An 18,264-nucleotide genomic window follows, 5' to 3' on the forward strand; every position below is an offset into this window, starting at 1 on the left:
GCCGACACCGCGGCCGGCGGCGGACCATCCACCGACTGGCCCACAGAGCGGGCGGTGCACCGGCTGACCGACAATGACCCGGTGAACGACCACCTCGCCGCCTTCTCCTCCCTGCAAACCGCCGAGGGCCGCGCCCTCCTCGACGCCGTCCGGGACACCGACCCCGCCGACGAACTCGCCGTCGCCACCAGACTGCGCCGCGAGCACCCCGCCGAGCTGGTGTCGGCCGCCCTCGGGCAGGCGCGGCTGCGGCAGCGGGCGGTGGCGAAGTTCGGGGCGGCGGACGCGGGGCGGATGTTCTTCACGCCCAACGGGGTCGAGCAGTCGACGCGGGCGAGTGTCGCCACGTACCGGGCCGCGCGGATGCGGGAGCTGGGGATCGGCTCGGTCGCCGACCTGTGCTGCGGGATCGGGGGCGACGCGATCGCGCTGGCGCGGGCCGGGATCCGGGTGCTGGCGGTGGACCGGGATCCGGTGACGGCGGCGGTGGCGCGGGCCAACGCGGAGTGCCTCGGGCTCGCCGGACTCATCGAGGTGCGGGAGGCCGACGTCACCGAGGTGGACACGGCCGGGTACGACGCCGTGTTCGTCGACCCCGCCCGGCGCGGCGGGCGGGGACGGGTCTTCGACCCCGAGGCGTACTCGCCGCCGCTGTCCTGGGCGGTCGAGACGGCCCGCAAGGCCCCGCGCGCCGCGCTGAAGATCGCGCCCGGGATTCCGCACGAGACGGTCCCGGACGAGGCCGAGGCCGAGTGGATCTCGGACGGCGGGGACGTGAAGGAGGCGGTGCTGTGGTTCGGCACCGACCCCGGGGCGGTGCGGGCCACCCTGCTGCCGGGCCCGCGCACGCTGCTCTCCCGCGGCCTCCCCGACCCCGGAGTCCGGCCCGTCGGGCGGTACTTGTACGAGCCGGACGGCGCCGTCATCCGCGCCCATCTGGTCGCCGAGGTCGCCGAAGAGCTGGACGGCGGGCTGATCGACGCGACCATCGCGTACGTCACCTCGGACAGCCTGCGACCGACGCCGTATGCGACGGCGTACGAGATCACCGACCAACTCCCCTTCAACGTCAAGAAGTTGCGGGCCCTGCTGCGGGAGCGGGAGGTCGGCGTGCTGACCGTGAAGAAGCGCGGCTCGGCCGTCGAACCGGAGGAGCTGCGCAAGAAGGTCAAGCCGCAGGGCCCCCACTCGGCGACCGTGTTCCTGACCCGGGTGGCGGGGGCGCCGACGATGCTGGTGGGGCGGCCCGCGTAGTCACGCCCCGGCCTCCGCCGCACGCTTCAGCAGCATCTCGCGCTCCGGCTCGTTCCGTGTCAGCGCCGCCGCGCGTGCGAACTCCGCCCGTGCCTCGGCCGTACGGCCGAGGCGCAGCAGCAGGTCGCCGCGCACGCTCGGGAGCAGGTGGTAGTCCCGCAGGGCCGGTTCGGCGGCGATGGCGTCGACGATCTCCAGGGCCGGCTCAGGTCCCTCGGACATCGACACGGCGACCGCGCGGTTCAACTCGACCACCGGGGAAGGGGTTCGGGCGGCGAGAAGGGCGTAGAGGGTGGCGATGGTGGTCCAGTCGGTCTCCTCGTACGTGTACGCGTGCGCGTGGCAGGCGGCGATGGCCGCCTGGAGGGCGTACGGGCCGGGGGCACCCGGGGCCGTGGCGTCCGCGCGGGACAGGGCCGTGATGCCGCGGGCGATGAGCATGCGGTTCCAGCGGCCGCGGTTCTGGTCCTTGAGGAGGATCGGTTCGCCGGACGGGCCGGTGCGGGCCGCCGCGCGGGACGCCTGGAACTCGAGGAGGGCGGTCAGGGCGTGCACCTCCGGCTCCTTCGGCATCAGCCCGGACAGCACCCGGGCCAGGCGCAGCGCGTCCTCGCACAGTGCCGGGCGCAGCCAGTCGTCGCCGGCGGTGGCGGCGTACCCCTCGTTGAAGATCAGGTAGATCACGTCGAGCACCGAGCCGAGCCGGGCCTCGCGGTCGGGGCCGTACGGCACCTCGAAGGCGACGTTCCTGGTGGCGAGCGTGCGCTTGGCGCGGACGATGCGCTGGGCGACCGTCGGCTCCGGGACCAGGAAGGCCCTCGCGATCTCCGGCGTCGTCAGACCGCCGAGCAGGCGCAGGGTGAGGGCGATGCGGGCCTCCGGCGACAGCACCGGGTGGCAGGTGGTGAAGACCAGGCGGAGCAGGTCGTCGTCGATGTCGTCGGGGTCGTACAGGGCGGCGGGTACCTCGGGCGGCGCCGTCGTCTCCAGGTCGCGGCCGATCTCCGCGAGCTTGCGGGCGTAGTTCTCGCGGCGGCGGATCAGGTCGACGGCGCGGTGCCTGGCGGCGGTCATGAGCCAGGCGCCGGGGTTGTCGGGCACGCCGTCGCGCGGCCACTGCTCCAGCGCGGCGACCAGCGCGTCCTGCGCGAGTTCCTCGGCGATGCCGACGTCCCGGACCATGCGGGTGACGGCGGCGATGACCCGCGGCGACTCGAGGCGGAAGACGGTCTCGACGGTCGCCGTGGCGTCGGCCGGGGCACGGCCGGTGTCTGCGGTGGGCTGGGGCTGCGGTTCCACAGCCCACCATCAGACACCCCTGCGGTGACAGAGCCAAGGAACCGGCTCGGCGGGCTCGGCCCGCTCAGCCGGCCCGGCCGGCTCAGTTCTCGGCGATCTCGCGCACCTCGCAGGTCACCGTCCACTCCTCGCCGTGCACCTTCACGAACCGCTTGGTCCACTCCAGTGCCTCGGCCATGTCCTTGCACTGCATGAGCGCGTAGCCGCCGACGACCTCCTTGGACTCGGTGAAGGGCCCGTCGGTGACGGAGATCCTGCCGCCCTCCCAGTGCACACGGCTGCCCTGCGCGGACGGCGTCAGTCCGGCCGTGTCGAGCATGACCCCGGCCTTGGTGATCTCCTCCAGCAGCTCACCCATGCGCTGCATCAGCTCGGGGCTGGGGCCCTCGGCGGGGGCGGTGGCCTCGTCGATCTTCACGAGGGACAGGTAACGGGGCATGGTGGCTCCTCGAACGCGTCGGGCCGGGTCCTTCCCGGCCTCTCACCCCTGCGTCGAACGGCGGACCGCGGGATCGACACGCTTCCTGGAATTCCTCGCGGAACTTTTTCTCACCGCAGCGACTCCCACAGCTCCCCCGCCTCCGGCTCCCGGGCGACCACCCGGTCGCTGTCCGACGGCGCCGGCACGACCGGCATCATGACCGTGCGCACCGCGTCCGAGGAAAGGCCCCGCAGGCTCTGCCCCAGGCCGGTCAGTTCGCTCAGCGAGTCCAGGCCGGTGTCCGTGGTCAGGCCGGCCGTCACCGCGTCGGCGACCCGGTAGAGCCGGGCGGGGTCGGTGAGCAGGGAGGTGGCGGAGATCTGGTCCAGCAGGGCCTTCACCAGCCGCTGTTGGAGACCGATCCGGCCGAGGTCGCTGCCGTCGCCGATGCCGTGCCGGGTGCGGGCGAGGGCCAACGCCCGTGTCCCGTCGAGGTGATGGGTGCCCGCCGCCAGGGTCAGGTGGCTGTCCTCGTCGTCGATGTCCTCGTCGGTGGTGACCGTGACGCCGCCCAGCGCGTCCACCAGCTTCGCGAAGCCGGAGAAGTCGATCTCGATGTAGTGGTCCATGCGGATGCCCGTGATCGACTCGACGGTCTTGACCGCGCAGACGGGGCCCCCGACCGCGTACGCGCTGTTGAACATGGAGTTGTACGCCACCTCCGTCGAACCCCCTGACGGCAGCGGGCAGGACGGGCGGGTGACCAGGGTGTCGCGCGGGATGCTCACGACCGTCGCCGCGGTGCGGCCGGCGTCGAGGTGGACCACCATCGCCGTGTCGGAGCGGGCGCCGGTGCTGCTGCCGCCGCCGAGCTCCTGGTTCTCCTCGCCGCTGCGTGAGTCCGAACCGAGGACCAGGATGTTGAGGGCCCCAGTCGGCAGGGGCGACGCCGAGGGGGACGGGGTCGTCATCGCCCTCGGCGGGCGGTCGTCGCCGAGCGCGTTGTCGATGTCGACGCTCTTGATGTTGTCGTTGAGGTGCCAGTAGACCCAGCCCGCCGCCGCCACGGCCAGAGCCAGGGTGCCCGCCAGGAGAAGACCGGCGGCCTTGACCGCCCTCGACCGCCGGCCCGGTCGTCTGCCGTCGTCCCCGTTCGTTTCCCGCCCGTTCGCGTCAAGTCCCGTCACAGGCAGGAACGTACGTCCGAATTATTACGGGCAGGGACGGCAGACCGCCTTTCTTCGGAAATTCTCAGACTTCCCGTCCTAGCGCCCGGGCACGGCAGGCACACCAGGGGTCACGCCATGTGCCATACCAGGTGCCACACCAGGGGCCACTCGAAAGTTTCGATCACACAGCCGACCGCCTTCGGTGGGCCCTCCTAGACCGCCGGAGGCTCCGCCGTACTGCTGCGCACCACCAGGCTGGTCGCGAGGTCGACCCGTGTCGCCACCGGCGTCCCCTCCTCCCGCGCCAGGTCCAGCACCAGCTTCGCCGCCGCCTCCGCCATCTCCGTCAGCGGCTGCCGTACGGTCGTCAGCGGCGGCCCCACCCAGCGGGCGATCGGCAGATCGTCGAAGCCGACCACGCTCAGGTCCTCCGGGATCCGCAGCCCCAGCTCGCGCGCCGCCTCGTACAGCCCGAGCGCCTGGAGGTCGTTGCCGGCGAAGACGGCGGTCGGCCGGTCGGGGCGGCGCAGCAGCTCGAGTCCCTGCCGGTAGCCGGTCTCGTGGTGGAAGTCGCCCGCCCGGATCAGGTCCTGGTCGACGGGCAGCCCGGCCGTCTCCAGGGCGGCGCGATAGCCGTCGACGCGGGCGCGGCTGCACATCATCCGGGACGGCCCGGTGATCGCGCCGATCCTGCGGTGTCCCAGCTCGACCAGGTGCCGGGTGGCGGCGAGGCCGCCCTGCCAGTTGGTCGCGCCGATGGACGGCACGTCGGCGCCCGGGTCACCCGCCGGGTCCATGACCACGAACGGGATCGAACGGCTGGTCAGCAGCGCGCGCTGGGACTCGTCGAGGCCGGACAGCACGAGGATCACGCCGTGCGGGCGGCGGGCTGCGACCTGGTCGGCCCAGGTCCTGCCAGGGGTCAGCCGCCCCGCGCTCTCGCTCAGCACGACGCTCAGTCCCGCGTCGCGGGCGACGTTCTCCACCCCCCGGATGACCTCCATCGCCCACGCGCTCTCCAGCTCGTGAAAGACCAGGTCGATCAGGGGCGAACGGCTGGCCTCGGCCCGCCGTCGGCGATAGCCGTGGGCGCGCAGCAGCTCCTCGACGCGGGTGCGGGTGGCCGGGGCGACGTCGGCGCGACCGTTGAGGACCTTCGAAACAGTCGGCGCGGACACGCCTGCCTCGCGGGCGATCTCGGCGAGCGTCGCGGTCTGCGACGAACGACCGCCCGGCGGGGGTGTCGTCCGGGTTTCACGCGTTGCCGTACGGGTTTCACGCGCTGGCGTCCGGGATTCAGCGGGCTCCGGGGCTCTCATGGCGGCGATCGTATCCCTGCGCGACCTCTTGACGAACCCTTCTTGCCGCGCCTAGGTTCCGGAACATTCGAGGTGAACAACGAAACATTCGTGAGTGGGCCATCGCCCCGAGGAGTTTCATGACCACCGCCCCCTGGCGTGACCCCGCCCTGCCCGCCGCCGTCCGCATCGACGACCTCCTGGCCCGGATGACCCTGGAGGAGAAGACCGCCCAGCTGTACGGCGTGTGGGTGGGCGCCGCCACGGACGGCGAGGCACGCACCGACGGAGTCGCCCCGCACCAGCACGACATGACCGCCGACTACGACTGGGCCGAGCTGATCACCCACGGCCTCGGCCAGCTCACCCGCTCCTTCGGCACCGCCCCCGTGGACCCGACGCAAGGCGCGCGGGCACTGGCCCGCGCCCAGCGCCGTATCGTCGCGGCGGGCCGCTTCGGCATCCCGGCGGTGGCCCACGAGGAGTGCCTGGCGGGCTTCACGGCCTGGCAGGCCACGGCGTACCCGGTCCCGCTGGCGTGGGGATCCACCTTCGACCCGCCGCTCATCGAGGAGATGGCCCGGCGCATCGGCCAGGACCTGCGCGCGGCGGGCGTCCACCAGGGGCTGGCACCCGTCCTGGACGTCGTACGCGATCCGCGCTGGGGCCGGGTCGAGGAGACCGTCGGCGAGGACCCGTACCTGACCGGCACGATCGGCACGGCGTACGTCCGGGGCCTGGAGTCGGCCGGTGTCGTCGCGACGCTCAAGCACTTCGCCGGGTACGCGGCGTCGGCGGGCGCGCGGAACCTGGCGCCGGTGCGGGCGGGTGTGCGCGAGCTCGCGGACGTGACGCTGCCGCCCTTCGAGATGGCCCTGCGCGAGGGCGGGGCGCGGTCGGTGATGGCGGCGTACAACGAGACGGACGGTGTGCCGGCGTCGGCGGACGCGGGGCTGCTGACGGAACTCCTGCGCACACGATGGGGGTTCACCGGCACCGTCGTGGCCGACTACTTCGGCATCGGCTTCCTGGAGACCCTGCACCGGGTGGCGGGCGATCCGGCCCAGGCGGCGCACGCGGCGCTGGCGGCGGGGATCGACGTGGAGCTGCCGACGGTGAAGTGCTACGGGAAGCCGCTGCTGGAGGCGGTGCGGGCGGGCGAGGTCCCGGAGGAACTGGTGGACCGGGCGGCGCGGCGCGTCCTGCTCCAGAAGTGCGAGCTCGGCCTCCTGGACGAGGACTGGGACCCCGAGCCGACGGCGTCCCGGATCGACCTGGACTCCCCCGCGAACCGGGCGCTGGCGCGGCGGGTGGCCGAGGAGTCGGTGGTCCTGCTGGACAACCCCGCCGGCGTCCTGCCGCTGCCTCCCGACACCCGTGTCGCGGTGGTCGGCCCCCGCGCGGCGGACGCGCTGGCGATGCTCGGCTGCTACTCCTTCCCCTCCCACGTCCTCACGCACCACCCCGAGGTGCCGATGGGCATCGAGATCCCGACGGTCCTGGAGTCCCTGCGCGCCGAACTCCCGGACGCCAAGGTGACGTTCGCGCAGGGCTGCGGAGTCTCGGACCCGGACACGACCGGCTTCGAGGAGGCGGTGGCGCGGGCGTCGGAGGCGGACGTCTGCCTGGCGGTGCTGGGCGACCGGGCCGGGCTGTTCGGGCGGGGCACCTCGGGCGAGGGCTGCGATGTGACGGACCTGCGGCTGCCGGGGGTGCAGGGAGCGCTGCTGGACGGGCTGGTGGCGACGGGGGTGCCGGTCGTGCTGGTGCTGCTGACCGGCCGACCGTACGCGCTGGGGCGCTGGCAGGGGCGGCTGGCGGCGGCCGTGCAGGCGTTCTTCCCGGGCGAGGAGGGCGGTCCGGCCCTGGCGGGGGTGCTGTCGGGTCGGGTGAACCCTTCGGGTCGGCTACCGGTGAGCGTGCCCCGGGAGCCCGGCGGTCAGCCGTGGACGTACCTTCAGCCGCCGCTGGGGTTGGCGGGGGAGGTCAGCAATCTGGACCCGACGCCGTTGTACGCGTTCGGGCATGGGCGGTCGTACACGACGTTCGAGTGGGAGGACTTCCAGGGAACGGCGACGGAGATCACGACCGACGGCACCCACGACCTCTCCCTCACCGTCCGCAACAGGGGGGAGCTCGCGGGGGCTGAGGTCGTGCAGCTGTACCTGCACGATCCGGTGGCGTCGGTGACTCGGCCGGATGTGCGGTTGATCGGCTACCAGCGGGTGGACCTGGCGCCGGGCGAGGCCCGCCGGGTGACGTTCCACTTCCACGCGGACCTGTCGTCGTTCACCGACCGGTCGGGGCGGAGGGTGGTGGAGCCGGGGGTGCTGGAGCTGCGGGTGGCGGGGTCCAGCACGGAGGTACGGCATACGGAGTCGCTGGAACTCACGGGGCCCGTACGGGAACTGGGGCCGGATCGGCGATTGCGGTGCGAGGCGGAGGTGTCGGCTCTGGCGTGACGAGGAAAGCCCTCTAATCCCCCAGGAACCACAGGTAGAGATGAGATCCGCTCTCCACCCGCAGACAGAGCCTTTCGATCTCAGCCACAGCATCGCGGCCCAGGAGTTCGGCCACGGACCGATCGGCGATCTCCTGGCGCAGCCTCACCGTCTGCCGTGCATTGAACATGGTGTCCGCGAAGGGCAGGAGGCTGCCCAGGAAGGGAAACCGGTCGGCGTCCACATGCTGCAGCACCTCCGTCCAATCCAGCCCGAACGAGCCGCGCATGACGATGTCGTCGGCTTCTCCCCGCACCTGGAGGTCAAGCACGCTCTTCCACCGACTCGAACCGCCACCGATGAACCGCCCGAGCAACCAACGCCCCGTCCGGCTCAGGCAGTTCGGGCAGTTCGGCGTCGTAGGACGCGTCCCACCAGGTGATCACGAGCACTCGGTCCTCCGGCGCCCGCAGCACCTCCCGGCGCAGCGGCCGTATCGCCGGCTCCTGGGCCCGGGCCCAGGCGAGCAGCTCCTCGCCCCGCCCGGGCACGGCCCGCGCCTCCCACATCAAGGCGACCGTCACGAGTACAGGTTCTCCTTGCTGACCTCGTGCACATGGTCGTGGGAGTGGTCGGTTGACGGCACGTGAGGGTCCGTCACCGGCAGGGAGGAGTCGGCCGACAGGTCCCAGCTCGATGCCGCCCGGTTGCGGGCCACCATCTCCGCGCCCAGTGCCGCCACCATCGCCCCGTTGTCCGTGCACAGCTTCGGCCGGGGCACCCGCAGCCGGATACCGGCCGCCTCGCAGCGCTCCTGGGCCAGCGCCCGCAGGCGGGAGTTGGCGGCCACACCGCCGCCGATCATCAGGTGGTCGACGCCCTCGTCCTTGCACGCGCGAACCGCCTTGCGGGTCAGCACGTCCACCACCGCCTCCTGGAAGGAGGCCGCGACATCGCGTACCGGCACCTCCTCGCCCGCCGCCCGCTTGGCCTCGATCCAGCGGGCGACCGCCGTCTTCAGGCCGGAGAAGGAGAAGTCGTACGCCGGGTCGCGCGGGCCGGTCAGTCCGCGCGGGAAGGCGATCGCGTCCGGGTCGCCCTCGCGTGCGTAGCGGTCGATGACCGGACCGCCCGGGAAGCCCAGGTTCAGCACTCGAGCGATCTTGTCGAAGGCCTCGCCCGCCGCGTCGTCGATGGTCGCGCCCATCGGGCGGACGTCGGAGGTGATGTCCGTCGACAGCAGCAGGGAGCTGTGCCCGCCGGACACCAGCAGCGCCATCGTCGGCTCCGGCAGCGCCCCGTGCTCCAGCTGGTCCACGCAGATGTGCGAGGCCAGGTGGTTGACGCCGTAGAGCGGCTTGCCCAGCGCGTAGGCGTACGCCTTCGCCGCCGAGACGCCGACCAGCAGCGCGCCGGCCAGGCCGGGGCCGGCCGTCACCGCGATGCCGTCCAGGTCCCGGGCGCTCACCCCGGCCTCCTTCAGCGCGCGGTCGATCGTCGGGACCATCGCCTCCAGGTGCGCCCGGGAGGCGACCTCCGGCACGACGCCGCCGAAGCGGGCGTGCTCGTCGACGCTGGAGGCGATGGCGTCGGCGAGCAGGGTGTGGCCACGGACGATGCCGACGCCGGTCTCGTCACAGGAGGTCTCGATGCCGAGGACGAGGGGAACGTCGCGCGAGTCAGTCATTGATCTCGGATCCTTGTACGGAAGGTGAGCCCGCGGCGGAGCCGCTGTCGGATTTCGTGTTCAGTCGCATGACCAGGGCGTCCACGTTCCCCGGCTGGTAGTAGCCGCGTCTGAAGCCGATGGCCTCGAAGCCGAAGCGCTCGTACAGCTTCTGCGCGCGGACGTTGTCCACGCGGCACTCCAGCATGACCTCGGCGCACTCGAAGTCGGTCGCGGCGTGCAGCAGTTCGGTCAGGAGGCGGCCACCTAGGCCCGTCCCCCAGTGGTCGCGGGCGACGGCGATGGTCTGGATGTCGGCGAGGTCCCCGGCGGAGGCGAGGCCGGCGTACCCCACGAGCCGTTCGGGGCCCTCGGCCACGACATAGCGCCGGGTGGCGTCGGGCCCGCGCGAGTGGGCCAGTTCGGACCAGAACATGCCCCGGGACCAGGCGTCCTCGGGGAACAGGTCCTTCTCCAGCTCCAGCACGGCGTCGATGTCCCACCAGCGCATCTCGCGCAGCGCGGGGGCGGAGGCGGTGGCGGAGGGGGTCACGGGCTCGGTCACTTGGGGGTGACCACCTTGTAGTTCTTGGGCACCTGGGCGTCCGGCCGGCGCAGGTACAGCGGCCGCGGCTCGGCCAGTTCCTCGCCCGCCGCCAGCTTCTCGGCGGCCAGACCCGCGAGCGCCGCCGCCGACACGTGCTCGGGCTCGTGGGCGCCCGGGAAGGTGTCCGGGTACAGCAGCGCGCCCGCGCCGACGGCCGGCAGTCCGGCGACCTCGTCGGCGATGTCGGCGGGCCGGTCGACGGCCGGCTCGGTGAGGCGGGTGCGGGAGTCGGCGTACCTCGCCCAGTAGACCTCCTTGCGCCGGGCGTCGGTCGCCACGACGAAGGGGCCCTTCTCGATGTCGGCGGCGTAGGCGAGCCCGTCCAGCGTGCACACGCCGTGCACGGGGACGCCGAGGACGAGCCCGAAGGTGTCGGCGGTCATCAGACCGACGCGCAGTCCGGTGTACGGGCCGGGTCCGATGCCTACGACGACGCCGGTGACGGCGTCGAGTTTCACACCGGCCTCGGCGAGGACCCGGTCGACGGCCGGCAGCAGCAGCTCGCCGTGCCGGCGCGCGTCCACCTGGCTCGACGAGGCGATGACGTCCGTACCGTCGTGCAGCGCGACGGTGACGGCGGGGGTGGCGGTATCCAGAGCGAGCAAGAGCACGCAAACAGCCTACGGCGCTCACGGCTCGGGAAGCGCCGCCCCGGTGCGCCGCTCACCGACTGCTACGGTCGGGCTTGATCACGACACGGGACGCGAACGCTGAGGTGGGCGACGGTGGCAGCAAGCAGCGCCGGTTTCGTTGCGGGGCTCGCCGCGGCCGCCCTCGCGACCGTCGGTTTCCTCGCCTTCCAGGCCTCGGCGACCGTTCCGGCCGATCTGAGCAGGCCGCGCGTCGACAGCGCACGCGGGGTGAGCATCTCCAAGGCGCCCCGCGACAAGCGTTCACCGACGGCGCTGCCGGCCGGGTCCGGTGCGGGGCAGCGGGTCGTGTACTCGATCGACGACGACCGGGTGTGGCTGGTCGACAGGGCCGGCAAGGTCAAGCGGACGTTCCGCGTCACCCCCGGATCGGTCGACCCCCTCCCGGGGGTGTACGCGGTCACCTCCCGCTCCAAGGCGGTCACCGGCACGGACGGCATCCCGATCGAGCACGTCGTCCGCTTCGCCACGGTGGACGACGTCACCATCGGCTTCAGCGCGGCCGTCGAGGGCGCGACACCGCTCCCCAACCCGCACCCGTCCCAGCAGACGGGCGGCATCCGCGAACGCCAACGGGACGGCGACGCGATGTGGGCCTTCGCAACGATCGGCCGACCGGTCGTAGTGATCCACTAGAGCGGCGACGCCCCCAAAGAGGCGCGGGGAACTGCGCGACCAGCCACGACGGCGCAGCAGCCGAACGACACGGCCGGACAGCCGCAGGAATCCATCGGAGCAGCCCGCGAGACAACGCCCCAAGGGGCGCGGGGAACCGCGCGACCAGCCCCATCGCCGCCGCAGCCGAACGACCTCCGCGGCGGCACCCCCGCGGCGCCGCAGCCGCACGACATCCGCGGCGGCACCCCCTCCCGGCGCCCCGCGGAGCGCTACGCGGCCCGGCGCTCCCCATGCGCCGCCGACGCCCCAACCGTCTCCGCGTCGGGCACCCGCGGCGGAGTGGAGACCGCGTTCGCCGCGGCGCCGGCCGCCAGCAGATCGCGCATGGACACCCCGGCGACCACCTGGGGCCGCTGCTGGACCTTGTTCTCCGATGCCGGCATGGACGCCTCCTGGGAGCCGGGGGCGGACGTAGTTAGGTACACCTAACTACGGACTGGGTACCATGTGACCACGCACAACACCAGGAACGCAATATCTTGCCGACGTCTTGTCGGAATGTTCATCGAGGTCGGCGGCCCCGCCCGAGCCCCGCCCGACGCCCGCCCGCTCAGGTGGCCAGGACGCTCAGATCGACCGCCGCCCAGCGCTCCCCGAGCCCGGTCACCGTCACCTGCCGTACCTCGTCCGTCGTGTCCCCGACGGCCCGGTGGATCACGAGCTGGAGCCGCTCCTCGGTCAGCTCCTCGACCTTGCCCTCGCCCCACTCCACGACGATCACCGAGTCGGGAAGGGAGACGTCCAGGTCGAGGTCCTCCATCTCGTCCAGGCCGCCGGACAGCCGGTAGGCGTCGACGTGGACGAGCGGCGGACCGTCCCCGAGGGACGGGTGCACACGGGCGATCACGAAGGTCGGGGACGTGACCGCACCCCTGACGCCCATCCCCTCGCCGAGTCCGCGCGTCAGCGTCGTCTTGCCCGCGCCGAGCTCCCCGCTCAGCATCAGAAGGTCGCCGGCGCGCAGCAGCTTGGCGAGCCTGCGGCCCAGTTCCCGCATCTGCTCGGGAGACGTGACGGTCAGCTGAAGGTCACCCGCGTTGTGCGGTGCTGCTGGTGCTTCCATAGCCACTAACCGTAGCCCCTGCGGGCACGGCACCCGCCCGGGTGAGCAGGTCGGCCATACGGTCGGTGACCACTTCCGGGTGCTCCAGCATCACCAGGTGCCCCGCGTCCGGCACCAGGACCAGCTCGGCCTCCGGCAGCAGATCGGCGATGGCCTCGCTGTGCTCACTGGGGGTGACGAGATCGCCCACCCCGGCCAGGACCAGCACCGGCATGTCCGTGAAGAGGGCCAGCGCCTCGGTCTTGTCGTGGTCGGAGAAGGCCGGGTAGAACTCCGCGACCACGTCGATCGGCGTCCCCTCGATCATCCGCTCGGCGAACCGGGCGACGGCCGGGTCGACGTCCCGGGACGAGAACGAGTACCGCTTGATGATCCCGGCGAACAGGTCGGCGGTGGCCCGGCGCCCCTTCTCCACCAGTTCGGCCCGCTGCCCCAGCGCCCGCAGCACGCCCGGCAGCACCCGCCGCACCGCGTTCACCCCGGCGACGGGCAGCCCGAAGTTGACCTCGCCGAGCTTCCCGGACGACGTACCGACGAAGGCGGTGGCGACGACCCGGTCCCGGATCAGCTCGGGGTACTGGTCGGCCAGTGCCATGACCGTCATCCCGCCCATGGAGTGCCCGACCAGCACCAGCGGCCCCTCGGGCGCGGCCGCGTCGATGACGGCCTTCAGGTCGCGCCCGAGCTGCTCGATGTCGACGTGCTTGCCCTCCTGCGTCTGGGCGACACCGCGCCCGGAGCGGCCGTGGCTGCGCTGGTCCCAGTGGACGGTGCGCACGACACCGCGCAGCGCGGCCCGCTGGAAGTGCCAGGAGTCCTGGTTGAGGCAGTAGCCGTGGCTGAAGACGACGGTGACGGGGGCGGGTGCCTTGCGCCCGAAGAGCCGTCGCCGGCGCGGGCTCAGGGAGGGCGCGGCCTCGGGGTCGATGTCGTCGACCTCGTAGTACAGCTCCGTGCCGTCGTCGGCCTGCGCCTTGCCGGGCGTGCCGCGCAGCGAGCCGTACGGTCCCGCCGAGTCGAGGGCGAGGCGGGCCTTCTGCCGCATGCCGCGGCCCACCGTCATCCGCTCTATGGCGACGCCCGCGGCGGCGCCGGCCGCGATCACGCCTATCGCCGCACCGGCGATACCGGTGGCCCTGCGCCAGTTCGCGGCCGCCCCCGTGGCGGAGGCGACGGCCGAGACGACCTCCGCGCTGCTCTCGCTCACGTACCGCTCCTCTTCGCTGGGTGGTGCCGGTCTGTCGGTCTGCCGTGTGCCGCCGGGCCCGTTGTCGTGATGCCCCGCGTCCCCGTCTGATGCCCGAAACGGGTTACCCGTCTCGTTCCTCATTCACATAACCGCATTCGGGCGGGCCCATCACATTGCCCGCGTCACACAGCCGCATCACGAACACGCATCACATGGGCGCGTCACACGGACGCGTCATGTGAGTGCGTCACTCGGACGCATTCGTATAGACGCGTGGAACGCGCGTTCCGATCCGCGTGACGATCTCGTACGCGATGGTCCCCGCCGCCTGCGCCCAGTCCTCGGCGGTCGGCTCGCCCCGGTCGCCGGGCCCGAACAGCACGGCCTGAGCGCCCGGCTCGGGCTCGTCCCCGCCCAGGTCGACGACGAACTGGTCCATCGCGATCCGCCCCGCGACGGTCCGCCACTTGCCGCCGACCAGGACGGGACCGGCGCCGGAGGCGTGCCGCGGGATGCCGTCGGCGTAGCCGAGGGGGACGAGGCCGAGGGTGGTCTCGCCCGGGGTGACATAGCGGTGGCCGTAGCTCACACCGTGGCCGCCGGGGACGTGCTTGACCAGCGCGAGGGACGCCGAGAGCGTCATCACGGGCCGCAGCCCGAAGTCGGCGGGGCTGCCGAGCTCGGGGCTGGGTGAGATGCCGTAGGTCGCGATGCCCGTGCGGACCAGGTCGAAGTGGCTCTCCGGGAGGGTGAGCGTGGCGGGCGAGTTGGCGATGTGCCGCACCTCGGGCCGCGCGCCCTGGCCCTCGGCGTACGCCACCATCTCGCGGAAGCGGTCGAGCTGCGCGGCGATGGACGGATGGCCGGGCTCGTCGGCGCAGGCGAAGTGCGACCAGAGCCCGGTGATCCGGACCAGCCCGTCGGCCTCGGCCCGCAGCGCCTCGCCGACCAGCTCGGCCCAGTCCTCGCCCGGCTGGCAGCCGCCGCGCCCGAGGCCGGTGTCGGCCTTGAGCTGCACCCGCGCGGGGGCACCGGCCTGCCGGGCGGCCTCGGTGACCTCGCGCAGGGCCCACATCCCGCTGACGGAGACGTCGATGTCGGCCTCGATGGCCTCCCGCCAGGGCCCGCCCGGCGTCCACAGCCAGCACATCATCCGTACGTCGCGCAGCCCGGCGGCGCGCAGCACGAGGGCTTCCTCGGGCGTCGCCGTGCCCAGCCAGCGGGCGCCCGCCTCGACCACCGCGCGGGCGCAGCGCAGCGCCCCGTGGCCATACGCGTCCGACTTCACGACGGCCATCAGGGCAGCGCCCGGTGCGAGGGCGCGCAGGGTGCGCACATTGGCCCGCAGGGCGGCCAGATCGATCTCGGCGCGGGCTCGCAGGGGCGCGGTCCGCAGGGCTGTTGTCTCTGTCATCGCGCCCCCAGTGTCTCAGAGGGGTCCGGCAACGCCGCCGAGCCGGCACCCCTCTCCGTCGGCCGGGTCTACACCGCCGGCTTGCGCCCCCACACGTACACCTGGTCGTTCTTCTTCAGCACCGCCCACAGCCGGCGGGCGTCGTCGACGCGCAGATTGACGCAGCCCATGGAGCCGACGCCGCTGAAGATGTCGCCGTAGATGCCGTGGAAGGCCTGGCCGCCGCTGAAGAACTGGGAGTAGGGCATGGGGCTGTTGTAGAGCGACGACACATGGTTCTTGTGCCGCCAGTAGACGCGGTGCCAGCCGGTCCGCGTGTCGTATCCCGCCCGTCCGCTGCGGATGTGCACAGGCCCGTAGACGACCTTCTTCCCCTGCTGCACCCAGCTGAGCTGCCGGCCGAGGTCGACACAGGCGACCCGGTACACCCGCACCGGGCACTTCTTCGCGGCGTTGGGGTCCTTGCGGGCGGAGACCAAGCGCATGGTGGCCCATGTCACAGGCCCCGCGTAGCCGATGGCGGGCTTGATCTTGTACCTCTTCTGGAAGGTACGGATGGCCCGGCAGTCGGCGTTCGACTGCTCCCCGTCCACCCGCAGCTTCAGCCACCCCTCGACCTGCCGCTGATGTGCGCCGGTCTCCTCGCTGCACGTCACGTCCCCGAACGAGTCGATGGGATCGACCTGCTCCTGGAGGTCGTCCGCCTCGTCCGGCGCGTCCGGCGGCTCGACGGCCTCCTCCTCGTCGGTGGGCGTGTACACCGTCGGCGGCAAGGCCTGGTCAGGCGTGTCCATCTGCCAGAGCGGGAGCAGGTTCAGGGGGACTCCGGGCACGAGTTCGGTCTCGGGCCCGGAAGTCGGAGGTGGTACCGGGTCGGCGGTGTCCGCCGAGGCGCTGCCGAGGGGCAGCAGGGTGGCCCCGGCGAGCAGCACGGCGATGCTCCGGCATGCGATACGTCCGCTGATCATGCGCACAGGGAAGCGTGAGGCTCTGCCGTTCGGGGGGCGCCGCGCGGCGGGGTCACTCGTTTGAGGACCATCTTTCAAGGAGTCATAGGGTGCTCGGCATGAGCATCATCGGGGTCGGCATCGACGTGGCCGAGATCGACAGGTTCGAGGCGGCGCTGGCGCGTACCCCCGGGCTGGCCGAACGACTGTTCCTGGAGCGCGAGTTGCTGCTCCCCAGCGGCGACCGCCGGGGCATCGCCTCGCTGGCCGCCCGTTTCGCCGCGAAGGAGGCCCTCGCGAAGGCGCTGGGCGCGCCGGCGGGGCTGCTCTGGACCGATGCCGAGGTGTGCGTGGAGGACAGCGGTCAGCCCCGGTTGAAGGTGACGGGGACGGTGGCGGCCCGAGCGGCCGAACTCGGCGTGCGGTCCTGGCATGTGTCGCTGAGCCATGACGCGGGGGTGGCTTCGGCGGTGGTGGTGGCGGAGGGGTGAGGACCGGGGGGTTCTTCGCCCCCGCCGCCCTTACCCGTCCCGTCCCCCGCTATCGGCCCTGAACGGGCCTCGTCCTCAAACGCCGGACGGGCTGAGTAAGTCAGCCCCTCCGGCGTTTGAGGAGCGGGGTCTGGGGCGGAGCCCCAGAAGGATGGGACGGGTAGGGGCGGCGGGGGCGAGAAACATCCCGGACCGTGCGGGAGACTCGGTCGTATGCGGACTGCGTACGGCGTTGAGACGGTAAGGGCGGCCGAACGGGAGCTGATGGCGCGGCTTCCGGACGGGACGCTGATGCAGAGGGCGGCGGCCGGACTCGCCGCGGCCTGCGCGGATCTACTGGGACGGGTGTACGGCAGCCGGGTCGTCCTGCTGGTCGGCAGCGGCGACAACGGCGGCGACGCCCTGTACGCGGGCGCCCGCCTGGCGAGGCGCGGCGCCGGAGTCACAGCGGTCCTGCTGTCACCGGACCGGGCGCACGAGGAGGGCCTCGCGGCGCTGCGGCGGGCGGGCGGCCGGCCGGCGGGGCTCGACGCCGCCGAGGAGCTGATCGGCCGCGCGGACCTGGTGGTGGACGGAATCGTCGGGATCGGCGGCAAGGGCGGCCTGCGCCCGGAGGCGGCACCGCTCGCCGACGCGGCGGCGCGGTCCAGGGCCCCGGTGGTCGCGGTCGACCTGCCGAGCGGGGTGGACGCCGACACCGGCGAGGTGCGCGGCACGGCGATCCGCGCCGACCTCACCGTCACCTTCGGCACGCACAAGCCGGGCCTGCTGATCGATCCGGCACGGGAGTACGCCGGTGTGGTGCGGCTGGTGGACATCGGACTGGCGCTGCCGGTGGACGCGACGGAGCTGGAGGCGCTACAACACGCGGACGTGGCACGGATGTTGCCGCTCCCGGCCGCGGAGACGGACAAGTACCGGCGCGGTGTCGTGGGCATCGCGGCGGGCTCGGCCCGCTACCCGGGCGCCGCGGTGCTGGCCGTGGCGGGCGCACTGCGCGGCGGGGCGGGGGCCGTACGGTACGTCGGTCCGGCCGGGGACGCGGTGATCGCCCGGTTCCCCGAGACGCTGGTGTCGGAGGGCGGCCCGAAGAAGGCGGGGCGGGTGCAGGCCTGGGTGACCGGCCCGGGCGCCGGGGACGACGCGGCGACGGTGGCGGAGGTGCTGGCGACGGACGTACCGGTGCTGCTGGACGCGGACGGGCTGCGGCTGGCGGACGCGGACGCGGTACGGGGCCGTTCGGCACCCACCCTGATGACCCCGCACGCCGGAGAGGCGGCGGCGCTGCTCGGTGTCTCCCGGGAGGAAGTCGAGGGCGCCCGGCTGGCCTCGGTACGGGAGTTGGCGGGCCGGTACGCGGCGACCGTGCTGCTCAAGGGGTCGACGACGCTGGTGGCGGACGCGGGCGGCGAGGGCGCCGTAAGGGTGAACCCGACGGGGACGGGCTGGCTCGCCACCGCCGGCAGCGGGGACGTCCTGTCGGGCCTGGCGGGGTCGCTGCTGGCGGCGGGACTCACGCCGTGGGACGCGGCGAGCGTGGCGGCGTATCTGCACGGCCTGTCGGCGAGGTTCGCGGCGGACGGGGCGCCGGTGGGGGCGCACGACGTGGCGGAGGGGATTCCGGAGGCGTGGCGTGACGTACGGGGTTGAGGGAAGCGCCTTGGGCCGACGGCGACC

19 protein-coding genes are annotated in these 18,264 nt (G+C 72.9%); 5 read left to right on the plus strand and 14 right to left on the minus strand.

Translation table 11 applies throughout. The features are described from left to right. Positions 1 to 63: 63 nt before the first annotated feature. Positions 64 to 1,254, plus strand: a complete 1,191-nt coding sequence (locus ACIRD7_RS27570; protein WP_403458207.1) for a methyltransferase domain-containing protein — start codon at positions 64 to 66, stop codon at positions 1,252 to 1,254. Here the strand turns inward: ACIRD7_RS27570 and ACIRD7_RS27575 are convergent, their stop codons facing one another. From ACIRD7_RS27575 to ACIRD7_RS27590, 4 genes are all read right to left on the minus strand, one after another. After that, positions 1,255 to 2,553 carry an RNA polymerase sigma factor gene (locus ACIRD7_RS27575; RefSeq protein WP_403457785.1) on the minus strand — a complete coding sequence of 433 codons (1,299 nt, stop codon included), beginning with the start codon at positions 2,551 to 2,553 and terminating at the stop codon, positions 1,255 to 1,257. Between the two features lie 82 nt (positions 2,554 to 2,635). Beyond that, positions 2,636 to 2,992, minus strand: a complete 357-nt coding sequence (locus ACIRD7_RS27580) for a YciI family protein (RefSeq protein ID WP_403457786.1) — start codon at positions 2,990 to 2,992, stop codon at positions 2,636 to 2,638. A 110-nt stretch (positions 2,993 to 3,102) separates the two neighbouring features. After that, positions 3,103 to 4,161, minus strand: a complete 1,059-nt coding sequence (locus ACIRD7_RS27585) for an LCP family protein (protein ID WP_403457788.1) — start codon at positions 4,159 to 4,161, stop codon at positions 3,103 to 3,105. Positions 4,162 to 4,355: 194 nt separating this feature from the next. Continuing rightward, the gene (locus ACIRD7_RS27590) at positions 4,356 to 5,462 is read right to left on the minus strand and encodes a LacI family DNA-binding transcriptional regulator (RefSeq protein ID WP_403457790.1); all 1,107 of its coding nucleotides are present in this window, start codon (positions 5,460 to 5,462) and stop codon (positions 4,356 to 4,358) included. A 119-nt stretch (positions 5,463 to 5,581) separates the two neighbouring features. Here ACIRD7_RS27590 and ACIRD7_RS27595 point away from each other — a divergent pair, with 119 nt between their 5' ends. Further along, positions 5,582 to 7,903: a glycoside hydrolase family 3 N-terminal domain-containing protein gene (locus ACIRD7_RS27595; protein ID WP_403457792.1), complete on the plus strand. Its 2,322-nt coding sequence runs from the start codon at positions 5,582 to 5,584 to the stop codon at positions 7,901 to 7,903. Between the two features lie 13 nt (positions 7,904 to 7,916). Here ACIRD7_RS27595 and ACIRD7_RS27600 read toward each other — a convergent pair whose 3' ends face one another. The 5 genes from ACIRD7_RS27600 to tsaB are packed head-to-tail and all read right to left on the minus strand — an operon-like array spanning position 7,917 to position 10,766. After that, complete coding sequence (locus ACIRD7_RS27600) at positions 7,917 to 8,213, minus strand: hypothetical protein (RefSeq protein ID WP_403457794.1); 297 nt, start codon at positions 8,211 to 8,213, stop codon at positions 7,917 to 7,919. Beyond that, entirely contained in the window at positions 8,206 to 8,466 is a 261-nt protein-coding gene (locus tag ACIRD7_RS27605; RefSeq protein ID WP_403457796.1) for a hypothetical protein, read from the minus strand. The genes ACIRD7_RS27600 and ACIRD7_RS27605 overlap by 8 nt, the downstream gene beginning before the upstream one ends. Further along, complete coding sequence (tsaD, locus tag ACIRD7_RS27610; protein WP_403457798.1) at positions 8,463 to 9,569, minus strand: tRNA (adenosine(37)-N6)-threonylcarbamoyltransferase complex transferase subunit TsaD; 1,107 nt, start codon at positions 9,567 to 9,569, stop codon at positions 8,463 to 8,465. Before tsaD ends, ACIRD7_RS27605 begins: the two co-directional genes overlap by 4 nt. Then, on the minus strand, positions 9,562 to 10,059 hold the full coding sequence (rimI, locus tag ACIRD7_RS27615) for a ribosomal protein S18-alanine N-acetyltransferase (protein ID WP_403458209.1): 498 nt from the start codon (positions 10,057 to 10,059) through the stop codon (positions 9,562 to 9,564). The genes tsaD and rimI overlap by 8 nt, the downstream gene beginning before the upstream one ends. Positions 10,060 to 10,109: 50 nt before the next feature. Continuing rightward, positions 10,110 to 10,766 (minus strand): tRNA (adenosine(37)-N6)-threonylcarbamoyltransferase complex dimerization subunit type 1 TsaB, encoded by a 657-nt coding sequence (gene tsaB / locus ACIRD7_RS27620; protein WP_403457801.1) that lies wholly within the window; start codon positions 10,764 to 10,766, stop codon positions 10,110 to 10,112. A gap of 114 nt (positions 10,767 to 10,880) precedes the next feature. Here tsaB and ACIRD7_RS27625 point away from each other — a divergent pair, with 114 nt between their 5' ends. Continuing rightward, a complete protein-coding gene (locus ACIRD7_RS27625; protein WP_403457803.1) occupies positions 10,881 to 11,441 on the plus strand; it encodes a hypothetical protein in 561 nt (186 codons plus the stop codon). 251 nt (positions 11,442 to 11,692) lie between these two features. Here ACIRD7_RS27625 and ACIRD7_RS27630 read toward each other — a convergent pair whose 3' ends face one another. The 5 genes from ACIRD7_RS27630 to ACIRD7_RS27650 all read right to left on the minus strand — a co-directional run bounded on the left by ACIRD7_RS27630 (position 11,693) and on the right by ACIRD7_RS27650 (position 16,117). Beyond that, positions 11,693 to 11,866, minus strand: coding sequence for a hypothetical protein (locus tag ACIRD7_RS27630; protein WP_403457805.1), 174 nt, complete (start codon positions 11,864 to 11,866; stop codon positions 11,693 to 11,695). 167 nt (positions 11,867 to 12,033) lie between these two features. Continuing rightward, the gene (gene tsaE / locus ACIRD7_RS27635) at positions 12,034 to 12,546 is read right to left on the minus strand and encodes a tRNA (adenosine(37)-N6)-threonylcarbamoyltransferase complex ATPase subunit type 1 TsaE (protein ID WP_403457807.1); all 513 of its coding nucleotides are present in this window, start codon (positions 12,544 to 12,546) and stop codon (positions 12,034 to 12,036) included. Next, positions 12,512 to 13,753: an alpha/beta fold hydrolase gene (locus ACIRD7_RS27640; RefSeq protein ID WP_403457810.1), complete on the minus strand. Its 1,242-nt coding sequence runs from the start codon at positions 13,751 to 13,753 to the stop codon at positions 12,512 to 12,514. The genes tsaE and ACIRD7_RS27640 overlap by 35 nt, the downstream gene beginning before the upstream one ends. 229 nt (positions 13,754 to 13,982) lie before the next feature. Continuing rightward, positions 13,983 to 15,149, minus strand: a complete 1,167-nt coding sequence (gene alr, locus ACIRD7_RS27645; protein WP_403457812.1) for an alanine racemase — start codon at positions 15,147 to 15,149, stop codon at positions 13,983 to 13,985. Between the two features lie 68 nt (positions 15,150 to 15,217). Further along, positions 15,218 to 16,117 carry a L,D-transpeptidase family protein gene (locus ACIRD7_RS27650; RefSeq protein WP_403457813.1) on the minus strand — a complete coding sequence of 300 codons (900 nt, stop codon included), beginning with the start codon at positions 16,115 to 16,117 and terminating at the stop codon, positions 15,218 to 15,220. A gap of 98 nt (positions 16,118 to 16,215) precedes the next feature. Between ACIRD7_RS27650 and ACIRD7_RS27655 the strand changes: the two genes are divergently transcribed. Together ACIRD7_RS27655 and ACIRD7_RS27660 are read left to right on the plus strand one after the other, a co-directional pair. After that, positions 16,216 to 16,587 carry a holo-ACP synthase gene (locus ACIRD7_RS27655; RefSeq protein WP_403457815.1) on the plus strand — a complete coding sequence of 124 codons (372 nt, stop codon included), beginning with the start codon at positions 16,216 to 16,218 and terminating at the stop codon, positions 16,585 to 16,587. A gap of 213 nt (positions 16,588 to 16,800) precedes the next feature. Continuing rightward, a complete protein-coding gene (locus ACIRD7_RS27660) occupies positions 16,801 to 18,237 on the plus strand; it encodes an NAD(P)H-hydrate dehydratase (protein ID WP_403457817.1) in 1,437 nt (478 codons plus the stop codon). Positions 18,238 to 18,264: the final 27 nt, after the last annotated feature.

It is taken from the genome of Streptomyces sp. NPDC093568 (assembly GCF_044764945.1).
Taxonomy (GTDB): Bacteria; Actinomycetota; Actinomycetes; order Streptomycetales; family Streptomycetaceae; genus Streptomyces.

Bases quoted from the DNA above. Each gene is read 5' to 3' on its own strand.
- ACIRD7_RS27580 (WP_403457786.1), bottom strand. From the start codon at position 2,992: ATGCCCCGTTACCTGTCCCTCGTGAAGATCGACGAGGCCACCGCCCCC.
- ACIRD7_RS27590 (WP_403457790.1), bottom strand. From the start codon at position 5,462: ATGAGAGCCCCGGAGCCCGCTGAATCCCGGACGCCAGCGCGTGAAACC.
- ACIRD7_RS27595 (WP_403457792.1), top strand. From the start codon at position 5,582: ATGACCACCGCCCCCTGGCGTGACCCCGCCCTGCCCGCCGCCGTCCGC.
- tsaD (WP_403457798.1), bottom strand. From the start codon at position 9,569: ATGACTGACTCGCGCGACGTTCCCCTCGTCCTCGGCATCGAGACCTCC.
- rimI (WP_403458209.1), bottom strand. From the start codon at position 10,059: ATGCGCTGGTGGGACATCGACGCCGTGCTGGAGCTGGAGAAGGACCTG.
- ACIRD7_RS27630 (WP_403457805.1), bottom strand. From the start codon at position 11,866: ATGCCGGCATCGGAGAACAAGGTCCAGCAGCGGCCCCAGGTGGTCGCC.
- tsaE (WP_403457807.1), bottom strand. From the start codon at position 12,546: ATGGAAGCACCAGCAGCACCGCACAACGCGGGTGACCTTCAGCTGACC.
- alr (WP_403457812.1), bottom strand. From the start codon at position 15,149: ATGACAGAGACAACAGCCCTGCGGACCGCGCCCCTGCGAGCCCGCGCC.
- ACIRD7_RS27650 (WP_403457813.1), bottom strand. From the start codon at position 16,117: ATGATCAGCGGACGTATCGCATGCCGGAGCATCGCCGTGCTGCTCGCC.
- ACIRD7_RS27655 (WP_403457815.1), top strand. From the start codon at position 16,216: ATGAGCATCATCGGGGTCGGCATCGACGTGGCCGAGATCGACAGGTTC.
- ACIRD7_RS27660 (WP_403457817.1), top strand. From the start codon at position 16,801: ATGCGGACTGCGTACGGCGTTGAGACGGTAAGGGCGGCCGAACGGGAG.